The 19,133-nt window shown below is 36.9% G+C and carries 15 protein-coding genes; 13 read left to right on the forward strand and 2 right to left on the reverse strand.

Annotation, left to right across the window (positions count from 1 at the left end; translation table 11 throughout):
- Window positions 1–67 precede the first annotated feature (67 nt).
- The 8 genes from ABH959_RS15925 to ABH959_RS15960 all read left to right on the forward strand — a co-directional run bounded on the left by ABH959_RS15925 (window position 68) and on the right by ABH959_RS15960 (window position 7,581).
- Window positions 68–1,654, forward strand: a complete 1,587-nt coding sequence (locus ABH959_RS15925) for an ABC transporter substrate-binding protein (protein WP_219301367.1) — start codon at window positions 68–70, stop codon at window positions 1,652–1,654.
- 55 nt (window positions 1,655–1,709) lie between these two features.
- A complete protein-coding gene (locus ABH959_RS15930) occupies window positions 1,710–2,660 on the forward strand; it encodes an ABC transporter permease (protein ID WP_002035186.1) in 951 nt (316 codons plus the stop codon).
- Between the two features lie 6 nt (window positions 2,661–2,666).
- Window positions 2,667–3,518: an ABC transporter permease gene (locus tag ABH959_RS15935; protein WP_002186601.1), complete on the forward strand. Its 852-nt coding sequence runs from the start codon at window positions 2,667–2,669 to the stop codon at window positions 3,516–3,518.
- A gap of 27 nt (window positions 3,519–3,545) precedes the next feature.
- On the forward strand, window positions 3,546–4,538 hold the full coding sequence (locus ABH959_RS15940) for an ABC transporter ATP-binding protein (protein ID WP_113936675.1): 993 nt from the start codon (window positions 3,546–3,548) through the stop codon (window positions 4,536–4,538).
- A complete protein-coding gene (locus tag ABH959_RS15945) occupies window positions 4,531–5,502 on the forward strand; it encodes an ABC transporter ATP-binding protein (RefSeq protein WP_002134672.1) in 972 nt (323 codons plus the stop codon). Before ABH959_RS15940 ends, ABH959_RS15945 begins: the two co-directional genes overlap by 8 nt.
- A gap of 801 nt (window positions 5,503–6,303) precedes the next feature.
- A complete protein-coding gene (locus ABH959_RS15950) occupies window positions 6,304–6,828 on the forward strand; it encodes a hypothetical protein (protein ID WP_404492849.1) in 525 nt (174 codons plus the stop codon).
- Window positions 6,829–7,116: 288 nt separating this feature from the next.
- A complete protein-coding gene (locus ABH959_RS15955) occupies window positions 7,117–7,278 on the forward strand; it encodes a hypothetical protein (protein ID WP_002150223.1) in 162 nt (53 codons plus the stop codon).
- A 144-nt stretch (window positions 7,279–7,422) separates the two neighbouring features.
- The gene (locus tag ABH959_RS15960; protein ID WP_002087303.1) at window positions 7,423–7,581 is read left to right on the forward strand and encodes a hypothetical protein; all 159 of its coding nucleotides are present in this window, start codon (window positions 7,423–7,425) and stop codon (window positions 7,579–7,581) included.
- Window positions 7,582–7,701: 120 nt separating this feature from the next.
- On the opposite strand, the gene blaIII is transcribed toward ABH959_RS15960, so the two are convergent.
- Window positions 7,702–8,649, reverse strand: coding sequence for a class A beta-lactamase BlaIII (gene blaIII / locus ABH959_RS15965; RefSeq protein ID WP_404492850.1), 948 nt, complete (start codon window positions 8,647–8,649; stop codon window positions 7,702–7,704).
- A gap of 612 nt (window positions 8,650–9,261) precedes the next feature.
- Window positions 9,262–10,584, reverse strand: a complete 1,323-nt coding sequence (locus ABH959_RS15970; protein WP_404492851.1) for an MFS transporter — start codon at window positions 10,582–10,584, stop codon at window positions 9,262–9,264.
- A gap of 224 nt (window positions 10,585–10,808) precedes the next feature.
- Between ABH959_RS15970 and ABH959_RS15975 the strand changes: the two genes are divergently transcribed.
- The 5 genes from ABH959_RS15975 to ABH959_RS15995 all read left to right on the forward strand — a co-directional run bounded on the left by ABH959_RS15975 (window position 10,809) and on the right by ABH959_RS15995 (window position 19,114).
- Window positions 10,809–12,398, forward strand: coding sequence for an ATP-binding protein (locus ABH959_RS15975; protein WP_404492852.1), 1,590 nt, complete (start codon window positions 10,809–10,811; stop codon window positions 12,396–12,398).
- A 19-nt stretch (window positions 12,399–12,417) separates the two neighbouring features.
- Window positions 12,418–13,095, forward strand: coding sequence for a response regulator (locus tag ABH959_RS15980; RefSeq protein ID WP_242311240.1), 678 nt, complete (start codon window positions 12,418–12,420; stop codon window positions 13,093–13,095).
- On the forward strand, window positions 13,092–14,066 hold the full coding sequence (locus ABH959_RS15985) for a tripartite tricarboxylate transporter substrate binding protein (RefSeq protein ID WP_404492853.1): 975 nt from the start codon (window positions 13,092–13,094) through the stop codon (window positions 14,064–14,066). The genes ABH959_RS15980 and ABH959_RS15985 overlap by 4 nt, the downstream gene beginning before the upstream one ends.
- Window positions 14,067–14,154: 88 nt before the next feature.
- Window positions 14,155–16,695 carry an McrB family protein gene (locus ABH959_RS15990; RefSeq protein WP_404492855.1) on the forward strand — a complete coding sequence of 847 codons (2,541 nt, stop codon included), beginning with the start codon at window positions 14,155–14,157 and terminating at the stop codon, window positions 16,693–16,695.
- On the forward strand, window positions 16,670–19,114 hold the full coding sequence (locus ABH959_RS15995) for a DUF2357 domain-containing protein (protein WP_404492931.1): 2,445 nt from the start codon (window positions 16,670–16,672) through the stop codon (window positions 19,112–19,114). Before ABH959_RS15990 ends, ABH959_RS15995 begins: the two co-directional genes overlap by 26 nt.
- Window positions 19,115–19,133: the final 19 nt, after the last annotated feature.

Below are 19,133 nucleotides of genomic sequence, written 5' to 3' on the forward strand. Positions count from 1 at the left end.
CTATAAGAAAACTCGGTATTAATTCCGAGTTTTCTTATAGGTGTAAATAGTCGAGAGGGGTCGAAATATGAAGAAGTTGTTTGCATTACCATTTGTCCTACTATTACTTATTGCATTAGCGGCTTGCTCAGGGGAGAAAGATTCTTCAAAGCAAGCAGGAACTAGTAAATCAGGGACTCCGAAAGATGGAGGAACGTTAACAGTTGGTGTTAGTGATAATCCAGATACGATGAACCCGCTTTATGCGAATGATCGTGTCTCGCTCACGATACAGCAAGCTTTATATGCACCGCTGTATCATATGGAAGACGGTAAGAAAAAATTTGTTCTTGCTGAGAGCTTTACGCCTTCAGAGGATCAATTAACATGGACTTTAAAATTAAAGGATAATTTGAAATGGCATGATGGTAAGAAAATTACATCAGATGATATTGTATTTACATTCAAATCTATTCTAGATGAGAAGCAAAATAGTTCAAGCCGTGAAAACTTTATTTTTAAAGGAAAGCCGCTTGAGGTGAAAAAAGTGGATGAGCTAACGACTCAATTTGTATTACCACAAGTAAGTGCATCTTTCGAAGGGGTTATGAATGACTTCTTCCCAATTCCGAAACATGTATTTGAAGGTGAAGCAGATTTAGTGAAGAGTAAGAAAAACCTACAACCTGTAGGGTCAGGTCCATTTAAATTAAAAGAATTTAAGTCAGATGAATATGTTGCGCTAGAGCGATTCGATGATTATTTTGCTGGTAAAGCGAAATTAGATTCTGTCGTGTACCGCGTTGTAAAAGACCGTAATACGGCAAACGTTTCACTTCAAAATGGTCAAATCAATATGAAGATGATTGAGCCGCAAGACTTTAAGAAATTAGATAGCACTGGGAACTTCTCAATGGTGACATTCCCTGAAGGTAGATTATTCTACTTAGCTTATAACTTTAATACAGACCTTATGAAGAAAAAAGAAGTGCGCCAAGCAATTGCGCATGCATTAGATAAGAAAGAAATGATTAACTCAGCATTCGTTTCTAGTCAATTTGCAGAACCAGCAAATTCAATCTTAACACCAGACGCTATGTATTATGCGAAAGATATTAAAGAGTATAAGTATGATCAAAAAGAAGCGAAAGATTTATTAGCAAAAGCTGGTGTGAAAGATAAAGAAAAAATACGCGTTATGTATGTAACGAATAATAAAATTATGGAAAGCTTAGCGCTATATACACAACAAAAATTACAAGAAGTTGGTTTACAAGTTGAACTGAATGCATTAGATGCTAGTGCAGCAAGTGAAAAAGGCTTAGATAAAGCGAATAAAGACTATGACATTACATTCGGTGGTTACATAATGGGACCAGAGCCAGATTCATATAAGAGTTTATTCTTAAGTAATGCTGAATACAATTATGCACGTTATAAAAACGCTGATTTCGATAAATTATGGGAAGAAGCTGCGGTTGAAACAGATAAAACAAAACGCGCAGAGCTATACCATAAAATCCAAGATACAGCTAGAGAAGACTTACCTTATCTTCCAATCGCATATCCGAAAGCAGTTATTGCAGTAGATAAAAAGTTTGATGGATTAAAAGAAGCAAAAGCAATTCCAGTTACAATGTTTGAAGATTTATCGAAGATTTATGAAGTGAAATAAGAAACTATGAAGAAGCTGGTGGAAATCAGCTTCTTTATCTTGAGGGGGGAAGTTTGTGTATAAAGTAATTGCAAAGAGGCTTTTAAATGCGATTCCGCTTTTATTTGTTATTTCTATTATTTCTTTTTTATTAATAAAACTAGCGCCGGGCGATCCCGTTCGAAACTTTGTAACGCCGAATATGAGTCCGATTGACGTTGAACGTATTCGCAAAAGTTTAGGACTAGATCAGCCGATTTACGTGCAATATTTTTTATGGTTAAAAAATATTTTAACAGGGAATTTTGGATACTCACTTCAAAACCATCGTCCTGTTTTAGAACTTATTACAGAAAGATTACCCGCAACAATCGGGTTAATGGGATCATCTTTACTCGTCTCATTTGTAATCGCAATACCACTTGGACTATTTACAGGTGTGAAAAAGAACTCGTTCTTTGACCGCATTGTGAACTTCATCTCCTATGTGGGAATCTCAATGCCAGTCTTTTGGTTCGCGTTACTATTAATCTATTTATTCTCTTTAAAATTGAACATGCTTCCGAGTATGGGTATGCGCACAGTCGGTCAAGATTCCTTCTGGGATATTGTCCAGCACGGTATTTTACCTTGCATGGTGCTAGCGTTCCAAAACATCTCTGTCTATATGAGATATATTCGCTCAAGTACAATTCAGCAATTAGAAGAAGATTACGTACAAATTCAATATGCGTACGGTGCTTCACAGAAAACAGTTTTATTTAATCACGTACTTCGAAACGTATTAATACCGATCATTACAATCTTCGGATTATCCATTCCAAGTTTAGTAGGCGGAGCGTTCATTACGGAAACAGTATTCTCATGGCCAGGACTTGGTTCACTCGGGGTAAATGCTATTTTTAGATTTGATTATCCAATTATTATGGCAATCACATTATTATCATCGTTCATGTTAATTCTCGGTAATTTAATTGCTGATATTTTATATGGCGTAGTAGATCCACGCATTCGAATGAGGGGGTGATTTGGAATGAACAATAGGAGATTTCAAACGATAAAAAATAGTTTTACAAAAAATAAGTTTGTAGTAATGGGAGTTATTATACTGGGTGTTTTAACAATCGCGTCTCTTTTCGCATTCGTATCACCGTACGATCCTAGTAAAATGTCGATTCCAGATCGTTTACAAGAACCGAGTTTAAGTCATCCTTTCGGAACGGATGATTACGGAAGGGATTACTTAACGAGAGCGTTATATGGCGGACGAGTTTCCCTTGCTGTTGGTTTTCTAGCGATGGTTGTTTCCATTACAATCGGGACCGCAGTAGGAACAATTAGCGGATATTTTGGCGGAAAGTTAGACAACTTCTTAATGCGAATTGTTGAAGTTCTTATGTCGATTCCATCATTCTTCTTAATGCTGTTATTAAATGCGTATTTAAAACCAGGAATTACAACGCTTGTTCTTATCATCGGATTATTAACGTGGATGGACACCGCACGTATTGTAAGGGCAGAAACGTTATCTGTAAAAGAGCGTGAGTACGTTTTATATGCAAAAGTATCTGGACAAAAATCATTGATGATTATTGTAAGACATATAATTCCTAACATTTTATCGACGATTATAATCGCAGCGACATTAACAATTGCGACATCGATTTTAATGGAATCATCACTTAGCTTCTTAGGATTAGGTATTAGAGAACCAGATTCTTCTTGGGGCAGCATGCTAAATAATGCGCAAGGATACATAGGTGAAGCTTGGTATTTAACACTCTTCCCAGGGTTCCTTATTCTATTAACGGTACTAAGTTTTAACGTAATCGGTGAAGCGTTGAAAAAAGCTTTCGCACCAAAAGGGGCTCATCATGAGAATTAAGGCTGTAAGTGAGGGGGAGTGAAAAGCGTGTCTGAAAAACTATTAGAAGTAAAAAACTTAAAGACTTCTTTTTTCATAGAAGACGGCGAAGTAGAAGCGGTTCGCGGCGTTTCATTTAGTTTGAAAAAGGGTGAAGTTGTTGGGATTGTTGGCGAATCGGGGAGCGGAAAGAGCGTTATGGCGAAATCCGTTATGGCTCTCGTTACGTCGCCAGGGAAAGTGAAAGAAGGAGAGATTCTTTTTCAAAATGAAAACGTGCTTTCTAAATCGGAGAAAGAATTACGCTCTATTAGAGGAAATCAAATTTCACTCATCTCCCAAGATCCAATGTCGGCATTAAACCCAGTTGTGAAAATTGGTAAGCAAATGACGGAAGTAATTATTCGGCATCAAAAAGTGAAAAAGAAAGAAGCACAAAATATCGCGGTTAACTTACTAAAACAAGTCGGTCTTTCTTCACCGGAAGAAAGGGTAAAACAATATCCGCATGAACTAAGCGGTGGTATGAAGCAGCGGGTTATGATTGCAATGGCGATGTCTTGTAACCCAGACCTTCTCATTGCGGACGAACCGACGACTGCGCTTGATGTAACGATACAAGCACAAATACTAGATTTAATGAAAAACTTAAAAAACGAAACGAATATGTCGTTACTTCTTATTACACATGATCTTGGAATTGTTGCGCAAAACTGTACACGCGTCATCGTTATGTACGGCGGACTTATTATGGAAGAAGGACATGTACTTGATATATTCCAATCGCCGAACCATCCATATACGAAAGGGCTATTAAACTCTCTGCCAAAAATATCGAACGGCGTAAAAGAAAGACTAGCTCCAATTCAAGGTGTAACGCCAAACTTACTACATCCGCCGGAAGGATGCCCATTCGCAGAGCGTTGCCCGCATAAAATGGACATTTGTGAAAAAGAACGTCCGCCATATTTTGAAATCGGAAACGGAAGACGCTCTATGTGCTGGCTAAACGATAGGGCGGTAGGTGATTCACATGCATGAAGAAAACTTAATTGAAGTTCGGAACTTAAAAAAGTATTTTCCTATTAAAAAAGGACTATTCGGCAGAAAAACAGAGCAATTAAAAGCAGTCGATGACCTAAGCTTCACAATTAAAAAGGGTGAAACATTCGGACTAGTAGGAGAATCAGGCTGTGGAAAATCAACGACAGGAAGAAGTATCATTCGCTTACACGATGTAACTTCAGGTAACATTCTATTCGACGGAAAAGATATCGCAGATCTAAAAGAAAATGAACTAAAAGAATACAGAAAACGAATGCAAATCATTTTCCAAGACCCATACGCATCATTAAATCCGACAATGAACGTATTCCAAATTATTAGCGAACCGATGAACATTCACGGCTCTTACACGGCGGAAGAAAGAAAAGAAATCATTCTAGACCTTCTCAAAAAAGTAGGACTAAAAGAAGAACACCTATATCGCTACCCGCACGAATTTAGCGGAGGCCAAAGACAGCGCATTAGCATCGCACGCGCACTATCTGTAAAACCGGACTTCATCCTATGTGACGAACCAATCTCAGCACTAGATGTCTCAGTCCAAGCACAAGTCGTAAACATGCTGCAAGATATTCAAGAAGAAACAGGCGTCACATACTTATTCATCGCACATGACCTATCCATGGTAAGACACATATCAGATAGAATCGGAGTCATGTACTTAGGAAACATAGTAGAAATTGCCGACAGCGAAGACCTATACACAAAACCGGCACATCCATACACACAAGCACTACTCTCATCCATGCCAGAACCAGATCCAACGAACACAGGCAAAGAACGGATCATTCTGCAAGGTGAAGTACCAAGCCCACTCAACTCACCATCCGGCTGCAAATTCAGAACGCGCTGCAAATTCGCCACTGAAAAATGCGCACAGGAAGTACCGAAAATGGTGGAGATTGCGAAGGGGCATGAGGTGGCTTGTCATTTGTTTTAGAGGGAGAGCATCGGGGGAACCTGGTGGTATTTCAGTTGGTAATATGATAGCGCTTCTAGCGTTAAATAATTTATATAATAAACAATAAACATAAAAAAGAGCTAAGGTTCTCATACAGCCGTAGCTCTTTTTTATGTTTGTTAAACAATATCCTTTCAAAAAAATATTTAAGTCTATATTTATCCCGCTATTTGCCGGGCAGTAAAACTCCCACCTCAAAATTCAGGTGGAGCAAAGAAGTTAGGTGGGAGATCGACTGCCCGTAAACGCCCGATTGGTGAAGGCTAATAATCAGTGGGGGATGAACAAAACCCCCACTGATTAAAGTTTCACTTTATAATTTTTTCTATCTTAATGCATAAAGACAGGGGAGGATTATATTTAATTCCCTTCCATACCTCTGATGGGGTGGACATCAATGAGATGTTGTTTTTTGTTCACGGATTTTTAACATCTTTATTTACAGTGTTTTGAATGTAATAATAAAAAGTTTGCTTTCATATTAGAAAAGGTTAGTCCCTCACTTCACTCCACTCCAGTTAAAAACCTCACACCCAAAAACAAAGGGGAATTCAATTGTTCAAACTCATATAAAGTTTCAATCTTGTCTAAGCATCCATTAGGATATACAATTGATCATCTATTTTTCTTTACATAATCTCCAGATACAGTCCATATCAACTATAGATTCTTGTCTTATGCTAAATGTAATCAAAAAGCAAGTAGATAAAGATAATGACTAAAACATTAACTCTAGATACTTTTTTGATGAATATTACAAATAAACAGGAGGTAATGAAAATGATTAAAACATTATTAGCAGGAGCACTTTTAAGTACAGGATTGGTAGCGGGAGGTGCAGTAGGTGCAGATGATGCGAAAATGGACAATTTAAAGTCAAATGAAAATAGTTCCAATCAAGTAATTACACAGAGTGCAGATGGAACAACGTCTTTCTCACAAAACTTTGATTTACCTAAAGATGCAGTGCCAGCAACTCCTAAAGGAGACGTAAAAACTGTTGAAAGAACAGAAGGTACAGGTTCTCAGGAAGGAAAAATGGTACCAGCAAAAGAAGGTGCAGATTCTCAATCTGGATTTGAAATGGGAGCCCCTGAAAAACCAGAGCATGCAAAAACTGTTGAAAGAACAGAGGGTACAGACTCTCAAGAAGGAAAAATGGTACCAACAAAAGAAGGTACAGATTCTCAATCTAGATTTGAAATGGGAGCCCCTGAAAAACCAGAACATGCAAAAACTGTTGAAAGAACAGAGGGCACAGACTCTCAAGAAGGAAAAATGGTACCAACAAAAGAAGGAAATTAAATAATATATAGTTATGACGAAGAGCATCCAAAAAGTGGTGCTCTTTTTATATTATAGGGATTAACTAGTTTTACTGAATATAGAACTGTAGGAGGAATTGAGGCTAGAACATGAGGGACTATCTCTTCAAATCATGGTGTTTGAAGCACTAGTTTTGGTGGTAACGTTACAACATAAACATTTTATTAGAGATTTTTTAAATTTACATACACTCTAGATAGACTACATATCAACTTCAGATACTTGTTTTATGATACAAGTAATCAAACAAAAGGAGGGCAATACAAAATGATTACAACAGTATTAACAGGCCACTCTTTTAAGTACAGGAGATTATTAACAGGTGGAGAAAATGTTGAAGATGTACAGACAGATAAACATATTCCATATGAACAAAATGAATTACAGCAAACTCTAGAAAAGTACGATTCGAAGAAATTTGAGTTATAAAAAGAAAATAGATAAATATAGTGAAAATAGATAAATTGACAAGAGAAAAGCACTTTGTGTATATCACAGGTGCTTTTCATTTTGATATAGGGCTTGAATTAAATTTTTGCACTAAAATATATACGGCAAAAAGGGGGGAGTTCATTGCACAAAGTTATTTATGGAATATTAATTTTAATTTATACTTTGTATTCATTTTTTGTAAGTGATGGAAGTGAAGTAAGGTTTATTATGGTGTTAACTATAGTACTTATCTTTTCTGTAGTTTTAGAAAAAGGAAATGCAAACAAAACGACTGATTAAAGGTCTTTTTGTTTGCATTTTTTAGTTGGCTATTAAAGTCCAGATGTTTTAGGGACACTATCAAATTTTTATTTGATGAAAACACCCGCCTAAAATAGAAAACTTTTAACCTATTATCATTTATTCCGTAGCTTTTAAGGTATTTAACACGACTTTGGTTGCGTCTGCAATAAGTTTATCATCGTATTTAGCATCTTCTTTATCATGATTAGAAAGTATAGCAAGAACAATCGGCTTTTTATTTGGTGGCCAAATAATTGCGATATCATTTCTTGTTCCGTAAGATCCCGCGCCTGTTTTATCAGCTACTTCCCAGCCTTTTGGTACGCCCGCACGAATCAATTTATCTCCAGTTGTATTTCTCTTCATCCAATCTACTAATAGTTCACGTTTTTCTATTGGAAGTGCAGTTCCTAATGTAAATGATTGAAGTGTCTTAGCTATCGCTTCTGGTGTACTGGTATCGTGTGTTTCTCCTGGATGCACTTCATTTAATTCAGGTTCAAATCGTTCTGAAGTAGTAACAGTATCTCCCATTTCTTTCAAGATTTTTTCAAATTCAGAGGGGCCCCCTAACTGTTTAAGAATCAAATTATGTGCTGTGCTGTCACTATATCGAACAGAAGCATCTGCAAGTTCTTTTAAAGTCATTCCTGTATCAACATGCTTTTCAGTAATTGGATTATAATTAGAAAGATCTTCATGAGTATACGTAATCCTTTGATCAAGAGCTTCTAATGAGTTCTTGCGTAAAAGAGCGCCCACAGCTAATGATTTAGATGTAGATGCAAATGCAAAACGATCATCTGAATGATAAGCAACAGTTTGATTCGTACCTGTGTCCAGTGCATAAATACCAAGCTTAGCATCATATTCTTTTTCAAGTTTAGCGAAAGATTGATTACCTGTATTTTCTTGTTTAATTTGATTAGCTTGATTCGTTTGTTTAGGTGGTTCAGATTGAGTGTTACTATTGGAACAGCCTATAAGTGATACACATGAAAGTAATATTACAGGCACAATCTTTTTGTAATGTAAAATGTTAAAGAACTTGTTTAAAACGAACATAAATTTTCAACCTCTTTCAAGAATATATGGATTTTGTCTAGGTATTCTAAATACCAATGCAATTAAAGATGGCATAGGGTAACAATACTACTGTAGCTAAGATTTCACAGGTTAAAGGACATCCAAAACGTTTATCTCGCATCAACGGGCAGTAAGACCCCCACTGATTAAAGTTTCGCTTTATATGATTGATAAGTCACGGTTTGGGGTGTTTCTTTTTTGCTTTCACTTGTAATGGTTCACCTGTGAAAGTATTAAACTTGTAATACTTAACCGTAGTATTACAATACATATTTTTTACTTTTGGGAATAATAAGTCCTTTCTTTTTTTTGTAATACATAAAAATAGATGTCAAACGGGATATGTTGTATCCAATCTGGACAACTAATATTAGAAATACACTTATTAGACACTCTAAGTAATAAATTTGTTCCACTTTAAGATGAGGAAGAATTTGGGGTTTGTAAAATGACAATGGAACTACGTGTTTTTTCGTCATACAAAAACCTCTACATATAAGTAGAGGTTTTTAAATTATATATTAATAAATTATGCTTTTTTAAATAAAGCAAATCGAGTTCGGGTAAACGAAGAACATAGAATACATAATTTCAACTAGATTTATTATTAGCTAGTTTATCTCCACCACCAAGCTCCGCCTCAATCTGCGAAGTCTTCGATGACTCATCCATACGCCAATATGTAATAAAGCTTATCGCGATACATCCAGCTACATAGAAGTAGAATAGTGATTCCATTCCGATACTTTTTAGCCATAATGCGATGAACTCCGCTGTTCCGCCAAATATCGCAACGGTTAGTGCATACGGTAAACCTACGCCAAGTGCACGAATTTCAGTTGGGAAGAGTTCGGCTTTTACAATTGCGTTAATGGAAGTGTAACCAGTAACGATAATGAGACCGACCATCATGAGTAAAAATGCTACCATTGGTTCTGTCGTTTTTTCCATAAAGAAGAAGATTGGTGCTGTTAGTAACGTTCCGAGAATACCGAAAGCCATTAATAGTGGGCGGCGTCCAATTCTATCGGATAATAGCCCTGCAATTGGTTGAAGTACGACGAATATAAGTAGTGCGGCAAAGTTAATCCAGCTTACAACTTCTTTCGGGAGACCAACTGTGTTTACCATGAACTTTTGTAAGTATGTTGTGTACGTATAGAATGCGACAGTGCCTCCTAGTGTTAGGCCGACTACTGTTAATACTGCTTTCGGGTGTTTCATAAGAGCGCGAACGGTTCCTGCGCTTTCGCGGTTTTTCGATTCCATATTTGAGAACTGCTCTGATTCATCCATTGTACGTCGAAGCCATAATACAGCTACTGCTCCCATCGCACCAATAATGAATGGAATACGCCATCCCCAAGCTTTCATATCTGGTTCGCTTAGTAATTGCTGAAGAACAATTTGAACGCCTAACGCAACCATCTGTCCAGCAACGAGCGTTACATATTGAAAACTTGAATAAAAACCACGGCGTCCACTACTAGCCATTTCAGATAAATACGTTGCGGAAGTTCCATACTCTCCGCCAAGTGATAACCCTTGAAGTAAACGAGCAAGAACTAAAATAATTGGTGCCATAATACCGATGCTTTCGTAACTAGGTGTACAGGCGATAATTAAAGAACCACCGGCCATAACTGTAATGGAAAGCGTTAATGCTGCCCGGCGGCCGTGCCGATCTGCATAGCGTCCCATTAATAAACTTCCGATAGGGCGCATTAAAAATCCGACTGCGAAAATAGCTGCTGTGTTCAGTAACTGACTCGTTGGATCTCCTTTAGGAAAGAACTCTGCTGAGAAGTAAACAGCGAAAGCAGAGTAAACGTACCAGTCATACCATTCAATTAAATTGCCGACAGAACCTTTGAAGATATTGCCGGCGACTCGGTTAGATTTTGCTTGAGCCATAATAATTCCTCCTCTTGCTTATAAATAAAATGATAATTATGAAAGCGTGTTCAATATAGTTGAATTGTACTGTCCTTGAATTGAAATCTCAATATTATGACAATTTTATTCTTTTTGTACTTTATGTACATGGAGTTTTTAATAGTTGATTCATTTTCAGTTTTGTCATAATAATAGGAAAAGGAGATTGATAGTTTTGAATATTTTATCAAAGGATATGAAGTATGAAAAAATCACGCAAAGTGTCATTACAAACGAAAATAGTAAGCTTAATTATTACGTTAATTTTATTTGTCGTTCTCCTATTAACGGGAATATTTGTTTACATTCAGTCCGTTGATACGAAGCACCAAGTGGAACAGCTAGCACTGCAAACGGCTAAATCTCTTTCTTTTATGCCAGCTATAAAAGAGGCTTTTCAAAATAACGAGCGTAAAAATAACATTCAATCTATTGCGGAACAAGTTCGTGAGCAAGCTGGTGCGGATTATGTAATTGTGGAAGATCGTTACGGGGTTATGTATTCGCATTCTAATTCGGAGCTAATTGGTACAAAGAGTAACAATCCATATAACTATGAAGCACTCACTTTTGGTGGTTATTATACGCTCGAAGGAAATGGTGCAAGTGGACCAGCTTTAATGGCGAAAGCACCCATTATTGTTCAGAACGGAGACTACGATCAAGTAGTAGGCGTTGTAACAGTAGAGTTTTCAATAAAAGGTATTGAATCTAACATATTGAGTAGAACGAAAGAAATCATACTATTTTCCTTAGCGGTATTATTAGCCGGCATTGTTGGGGGAATTCTTTTAGCACGTAGTATTAGGAAGGATACACTTGGTTTGGAACCGAATGAAATCGCAGCGTTATACCGGGAACGAAGTGCAATACTACTATCTATAAAAGAAGGAATTATCGCTATTGATCAAAACGGTTTTATTACGATGATGAATACGTCGGCAGAAGAAATGCTTCATGTAAATGGTGATTATATGCAGCAGCACATTTCAAAAGTTTTACCGGAATTTAATATGGAGAGAGTGTTAGAAAGCGATCAAGAAATCGCGTTTCAAGATAAAGTGTTTATTTTAAATAGGACACCGGTACTCGAAAATAACAGTACGGTAGGTATTGTATGTAGTTTTAGAGATAAAACAGAACTGCAAAATCTAGTGAATACAATATCTGAAGTAAGAAAGTATTCTGAGGATTTACGCGCTCAAACACATGAATTTACAAATAAACTTTTCGTCCTATCAGGATTACTCCAGTTAGGACATTACAAAGAAGCGATTGAATTTATTCAGCAAGAATCTAGCATTCATCAAAGCCAAAACCATATTTTATTCCATCAAATTCACGATGCGAAAGTACAAGCTATTTTATTAGGGAAAATCGGAACAGCATCTGAGAAGAAAATTGATTTTCATATTGAAGGAGATAGTGCGCTTCATCCGTTACCAGACCATATAAAAGTTTCGCATCTTATTACGATCCTTGGAAACATAATCGACAATGCATTTGACGCGGTGAGTGGACAAGAGGAAAAGAGTGTTTCCTTCTTTGTTACGGATATTGGACACGATATTGTGTTTGAAGTGATAGATAGTGGAGCAGGGATACCGGCAGAAAAAATCACGACCATTTTTCAAAAAGGGTTTTCAACGAAAGGAAATGATCGTGGTTACGGACTAGCAAACGTGAAAGAAATGGTAGATCTACTAGAGGGAACAATTGAAATTCAAAACGAGAAAAATGGGGGAGCTATTTTTACAATTTACCTTCCGAAAACATTGAGAGAAAGTACATGACAAACAGGGGGATGGACATATGTTGAAGGTTGCAATTGCAGAAGATGATTTCCGCGTCGCGCAAATTCAAGAGGAGTTTTTATCAAAAATAAAGGACGTAAAAGTGATCGGAAAAGCATTGAACGCAAAAGAAACGATGGAACTACTACAAAAAGAAGAAATCGATTTACTTCTATTAGATAATTACTTACCAGACGGAATTGGTACAGACTTATTGCCGAAAATCCATGCTGACTTTCCAAACGTTGACGTCATTATGGTTACAGCGGCGAATGAAAACCATATGTTAGAAAAGGCAATTCGAAACGGCGTAAGCAACTACCTTATAAAACCGGTCACGTTAGATAAATTTGTTCGAACCATTGAAGACTATAAAAGAAAGAAGCAACTATTACATAGTAACAATGAAGTGAATCAAGCACTCATCGATAACTTCTTCGGTACTTCGCAAACACAAGATATAAAAAACTTACCGACAGGCGTTGATCCGTTAACACTGCAAAAAGTGAAAGGAATTATAAAAGGATTCGAAGAGGGCATTACAATAGAAGAAATGGGAGAACAAATGGGTGCCTCCAGAACAACCGCAAGAAGATATTTAGAATACTTAGTAGCGACAAACGAATGCACAGTAGAGTACACATACGGCATTATCGGACGACCAGAACGAAAATATCGCATAGGACGAGGACTATGAAAAAACGATTATTACTATGTATATGGATCATGACAGGAGTAATAGCTGGTTGTTCTGTAGAAAAAACGCACAAGAATAAAGTGAACATAGAAGGAGTAGAAATCGTTGCGCCGAACGTTCAAGGAGCTGGATGGGACTTAACAGCACGAGCAATGCAAAAAACGCTGGCAGAAGAAAAAATCTTCACAAAACCAATCACTGTCACAAACAAAGTAGGTGGCAGCGGTGACGTCGGATGGAAATATACGAAACAAAAAGGCGGTCACGTACTGGCGATTAACTCAAGCTTACTCATAACGAACAACCTACTAGGCCACAGTAAACTAACATATAAAGACTTCACCCCACTCGCAACACTCGCATCAGATTGGGAAGTCGTTGTCGTATCAAAAGAATCAAACATAGAAAACGCAAAACAACTAATGGAACAACTAAAACAAGACAAGAAAAATTTCAAAATCGGCGTTGCCCCCGGCCTAGGAAACGACGATCACCTATCCTTCGTACAAGTAAGCAAAGCCTTCGGCATAAACCCTGCCGAACTACAATTCTTCGTCTACGAAAACAAAGAAAAAATCATAAACGCCCTAACGAACAAACAAATAGGCGCCGCAACAATGACCCTATCCGAAGCCGAAAAACAATACAAAGCCGGCAAAATAAAAATACTAGCCGTATCCGCACCAAAGCGCCTAGACCGACTACCCGAAATCCCAACATGGAAAGAACAAGGAATCGACGTCATATTCCAGCACTGGAAAGGGATTATGGGCCCGAAAGATATGACGGAGGAAGAGATTGCTTATTGGGATGGTGTTATTAAGCGGATGGTGGAGAGTGATAGTTGGAAGGGGGTTTTGAGGGAGAGGGGTTGGGAGAGTTTTTATAAGGGGAGTGGGGAGAGTAGGATATTTCTTGAGGAGAGTGGTCAGGAGTATAGGGAGTTAGTGGGGAATAATAGAAATTATTAAATCATACGATATGGCGTATGATTTTTCTTTTATACATAGTTTGGTAAAATAGTAGTAATTGTAATTAATTGTAACGGTGGGGATGAAAATGTTAGATCAACTCATAATTGAATTGGCTAAATCAAAAAAACAGGTTGAAGATATAAAAGGTAATAAATCTTATTTGATTATAAATAAGGATGATGAAGGGTTATACGTTGAAACTAAACTTTCACTTGAGCAATATGAAAAGGGCGAGACAGCAATATCTTATTTTAAAGTGAGTTTTGAAATTCTTAAAAATGCTTGGGGAAAACTTATTGATGTTCGTAAGGTAAAGCATGAGGATTTTGGGCAAGTGGGAGAATGTAATGCTTTCTTGGTAGCTTTTTTTTCTCAGTTTCCATTTGTGAATGTGACTGGATCGCGAGCTATTACATTTAAAGAGTTTCAAACAGATAATCTACCAAGTGAAAAATATGATAAAGTCATGCTCTTTTTAGAAGAGATAATGAATGGTACATATAATCCAAGTACGTTACGTGAACAAACGGATGAAAATTTATATAGTAGGAAGTCGCGCGCACGCCAGGATTTAAGATTGTTGGGCTTTTTGAATGAATCTCATGAAATGAATGAGCTTTTATTAAATGAATATGTTCAATCGGAAGATAAGAATGTCTATATTGCACAGCTAGTTTTAAAACAGGAATATTTCCGTCATGCTTTATTTGTTCTTGGATTGTTAGAGAAGTATTCAAAGGTTGAAAAGAGAGAAGCTTTAGTAGGTTTGGGAATGACGATTGTCCAAAATTCATTAGGGGATAATTTGATGGTTGAATCGGTGGCGAAGCGGCGTACGAATAACTTACTAGATTGGCTTGAACAAGTAGGACTAGTTAATGATGAATGGATTCCTGTTGAACGATATGTAAAAGATGATGGAGAAAAGGGCGGTAGTATGAACAGTAATTTGCGTGAAGGATTTTTAAGAGTAATGGATGGTTATCTAGATGCAAAAAAGGGGAGTGCAAAAGGTCATAAATTGGCTGAATTGGTTCGAAAGGACATAACGACAGAGATTAAGTGTTTACCTTTTATGAATCACAGTAAGCACATCGTTACTGGCTCGGTTGGACAAGGAAATTGGGCATCTATTCCGTGGATTGCTATTATGCATAAGGATATCACCACATCGACTCAGCGGGGATATTATATTGTTTATTTGTTTAGTGAAGATATGGAAAGACTGTATCTAACTATAGGACAAGGAGTAAAAGATACGCCTAGCAAAGAAATGGAGAGGATTAAGCAAGAAATTCGTCAACATATACATATGTCTAAAAAGGTGAAGAAAGACGATAGTATTTTCCTTGGTACAAGTTCAAGAGCGATGGATTATGCAAATTCAACAGCTGCCTACATTGCATACGATGTGAACAAAATGCCAGGTGAGGTTGAGTTAGTAGAAGATTTAAAAGAAATGCTTCACTACTATGAGGGATTCATTAACTATAAAGAGAAAGGTATTAAGTATGAAGCGATTTATGAGAGGAAAGAAGTGTATTTAGATCAACAATCAATTATTGATCATGTGTCTTCTTATATTCAAAGTAAAGGTTTCTATTATGAGGAAAAAGATCTTATTAATTTCTTCCTTTCATTAAAGACGAAGCCGTTTGTGATTTTATCAGGTATTTCAGGTACAGGAAAAACGAAAATTGTTCAGTGGTTTGCGGAGAGTTTAGGGGCTACAGAAGAGAATGGACAATTTACGCTTATTCCAGTTCGACCTGATTGGAGTGATAGTTCTGATTTACTTGGTTATGTGAACCTTCAAGGGAATTTTCAAGAAAGACCGTTAATTAAGGTACTTGAAGCTGCAGGTGCAAATCCAAATCGACCGTATTTTGTAGTGTTGGACGAGATGAATTTAGCTCGAGTGGAATACTACTTTAGTGATTTCTTAAGTGTAATTGAGAGTCGTAAATGGAAAGATGGGAAGATTATTACGTCACCAGTTCTTCCAGAGTCAATTACGAATAAGCATATTACTATCCCATCAAATGTATATATTATCGGAACGGTAAATATGGATGAAACGACACATCCGTTAAGTAAAAAAGTATTAGATCGTGCGAATACAATTGAATTTAATACCGTTAACTTAGATTATTTTAATTTCTTAATGGATGTAGAAGAGAAGAAAGCTGAAATTGTTTCGAATCGCTCCTTAGCAACCGAGTATCTTCATCTAAAAGAATGTTTTAAAGAAAACGAAGATCTTGTGAGAAATATATCGACTACTTTAATAGAAATAAATAAAACACTTGAATCAGTTGGAGCTCAGGTTGGATATCGTATACGAGATGAAATTTGTTTCTATATGGCATACAACGAGCAAGGAAAGTTATTGTCATTCGATGAAGCACTTGATTATCAAATATATCAAAAGATTTTACCTCGTCTTGCAGGGAGCGATGGAAGAACAGAAGAGGTATTAAAGCAGTTGTATGTCTTATGTGCAAATGAAGAATATGATAGTGGCAATAATGATGCTTCATATGCTAAGTATCCTCGTTCAGCTAACAAGTTGTCTCATATGTTAAGGAGGTTCGAGTATGATGGTTTCACCTCTTTCTGGATCTAATAATGAAATAGAGCTAGTTAAGATTGAAACAGAGGAGTTATCGTTGACGATTAAGGGAAATCCTTATCATGAAAAATACGAGAGTTTAAAAGAATATCACGCTATGAACGCAGATGAAATGATGTATTTTCATGTAGATGGAAAGACGGAATCCGTTTCTGTATTTGATGCGAGATTGCAGAGGCTAGACGAATGGAACGAACATCCGCCAATCTTTTTTGAAAATAGAAGTTATCAGCTTGTTGTTGTTCCGAAAAAGAACCAACAGCTTTCCTTTTATCATGAACATCCGGGCTTTCGAAAGCAAGTTAGTTCCATTCAAATGGGATCACTTCATGTGTTAATGGGGAATCTTTCATTTCCAAATGAAGTAGGAAATACAACATTTGAAATTAAAGATAATCAAGATACTTTATTAACAGTTACATTTGAAGTTTTCCCATCAAAACTTGATTATAAGGATGATTACAGATCTTTATTAGAAGAAGTAAATGATGAGATTTATAATTTAGCGTTTCATCTATTGAAAAGAATTTACTTAGGAGCGTCTGCAATTTACGCTACAAATCCATCGAAGAGTGAATTCTACCGTATTTTAAATGATTCCTTTGAGCGATTTATGAAGTCGATCTCTCATATAAAAAGACAACCGCATCATACGCTCATGACTAGGCATCAACTTGTACGAGGAGAAAAAATTCGTAAATTGGATTCTGTCGGAATGAACTATTTGCGAAAGCGACCACACTTACTGCAAGGAGAAAATAATATACCGACTAAAGGCATTACAGCTTATAAGGAAGTTTCTTATGATACGCTGGAAAATCGATTTGTTAAATGGATGATTCAAAGAGTCGTACATAAAATAGATGATTTGCTTCAGGCGCTAGAGCCAAAGTCTAGATATACACGTGGTGTAACTGATGAAGATTTGCTAGAACGTGTAAAGAATATGAAGTATCGAATGAAAAATGAATTGAACGATCCATTTTGGAGAGGAATCGGAAAATTAGATCGCTCAGTCTTTTCACTCGTTATCCAAATGGCTGCAGGCTATAGAGATGCGTATCAAATCTTCTTAATGCTATCGCGAGGTTTAACATTACGAGGACAAATTTTCAAAATGTCGGTAAAAGATGTTGCAAGGTTATACGAGTATTGGACGTATTTAAAGCTTGGACAAATTTTATCGAAAAAATATATACCGCTCCATCAAGATGTTATTCAAGTTAAACAAGATGGTTTATATGTAACACTAGACGAAAGTAAAACTGCGAAAAGAACGTTCAAACATCCAGAAACAGATGAAGTAATCGAACTTTACTTCCAGAAAAGAAACGGTGGACTGCCAACAGTTACACAAAAGCCAGATACGATGCTTGCTATTGAGAAAAAGGGAAAGAACTATCAATATCAATACATTTTTGATGCGAAATATCGAATTGATTTTGCTGAAAGCTCTCATTATAAAAGGAAGTATGGCGCCCCTGGCCCGATGGAAGAAGACATTAACACAATGCATCGTTACAGAGATGCACTAGTAGTAGAACAAGAAGGACCATTTGAACGAACTGCTTACGGGGCGTACGTACTGTTCCCATGGAACCAAGAGGAAGAGTACGAGAATCATCCATTTTATAAAAGTATTGAAAAAGTAAATATCGGTGGCTTCCCGTTCTTACCAAACGCAACAAGGCTAGTTGAACAATTTTTAGATCATCTCATTGAAAAGAGTCCAGAAGAAATTATAAGAGAAGGCATTCTTCCAAGAGGAACAAAAGAAGAATGGCACTCCTCACTAGAAGAAAAAGTATTAGTGGGCAGCGTGAAAACTGAAAGTGACTATGAAACATATAGGAAAGAAGGTTTATACCAGTTACCAGTCACACAGTTAAAACCAGGATGGCAAGAAGCGAAGTACATAGCATTATATGCACCGAAAAAATGGCACGGAGAAAATGGTGGCATTCAATACGTAGCAAAAATCAAACACGTTCAAATGCAACAAAACGATGAGCATGTACATTTCGAACTAGAGCCATGGAAAAAACTAGACCACCTCATTCGCCCAGTAGGATATGGAATTCAAACATATACAATAACAACTATGTCGTTATTAAAAGAAGTACAAGAACTCCCAGAACTCTTCATGAAATCAAAGGAAGAACGAATTCTTTGGAAAACACTACGCCGTTTTACGAAGCAGGTTAAAGTTGAGTTGGATCATCGCAATTTAGATGAGGCTTCTGCTATTAAGAGTTATTATGTGCAGGATGTTCAGATTTGGGTTGATTATGAGAATGAGGTTGTAATGGTGGGGAGAGATGGGCGAGTTAAAGAGGTGCCTTTGGAGTTGGTTGTTGGGAGAGGTTCGTTGTTGTTTAGGGAAGTTTTAGGGGTGTTAAATGTTTGGGGATAGGGATTAGATACAAAGGGGA

The sequence above is a fragment of the Bacillus sp. RC51 genome (assembly GCF_044908115.1).
GTDB lineage: Bacteria > Bacillota > Bacilli > Bacillales > Bacillaceae_G > Bacillus_A > Bacillus_A mycoides.

What these genes read in the sequence shown, in the direction of transcription:
- ABH959_RS15925 (WP_219301367.1), top strand. Translation starts at nt 68, where the DNA reads ATGAAGAAGTTGTTTGCATTACCATTTGTCCTACTATTACTTATTGCA.
- ABH959_RS15935 (WP_002186601.1), top strand. Translation starts at nt 2,667, where the DNA reads ATGAACAATAGGAGATTTCAAACGATAAAAAATAGTTTTACAAAAAAT.
- ABH959_RS15945 (WP_002134672.1), top strand. Translation starts at nt 4,531, where the DNA reads ATGCATGAAGAAAACTTAATTGAAGTTCGGAACTTAAAAAAGTATTTT.
- ABH959_RS15950 (WP_404492849.1), top strand. Translation starts at nt 6,304, where the DNA reads ATGATTAAAACATTATTAGCAGGAGCACTTTTAAGTACAGGATTGGTA.
- ABH959_RS15955 (WP_002150223.1), top strand. Translation starts at nt 7,117, where the DNA reads ATGATTACAACAGTATTAACAGGCCACTCTTTTAAGTACAGGAGATTA.
- blaIII (WP_404492850.1), bottom strand. Translation starts at nt 8,649, where the DNA reads ATGTTCGTTTTAAACAAGTTCTTTAACATTTTACATTACAAAAAGATT.
- ABH959_RS15970 (WP_404492851.1), bottom strand. Translation starts at nt 10,584, where the DNA reads ATGGCTCAAGCAAAATCTAACCGAGTCGCCGGCAATATCTTCAAAGGT.
- ABH959_RS15975 (WP_404492852.1), top strand. Translation starts at nt 10,809, where the DNA reads ATGAAAAAATCACGCAAAGTGTCATTACAAACGAAAATAGTAAGCTTA.
- ABH959_RS15980 (WP_242311240.1), top strand. Translation starts at nt 12,418, where the DNA reads ATGTTGAAGGTTGCAATTGCAGAAGATGATTTCCGCGTCGCGCAAATT.
- ABH959_RS15985 (WP_404492853.1), top strand. Translation starts at nt 13,092, where the DNA reads ATGAAAAAACGATTATTACTATGTATATGGATCATGACAGGAGTAATA.
- ABH959_RS15990 (WP_404492855.1), top strand. Translation starts at nt 14,155, where the DNA reads ATGTTAGATCAACTCATAATTGAATTGGCTAAATCAAAAAAACAGGTT.
- ABH959_RS15995 (WP_404492931.1), top strand. Translation starts at nt 16,670, where the DNA reads ATGGTTTCACCTCTTTCTGGATCTAATAATGAAATAGAGCTAGTTAAG.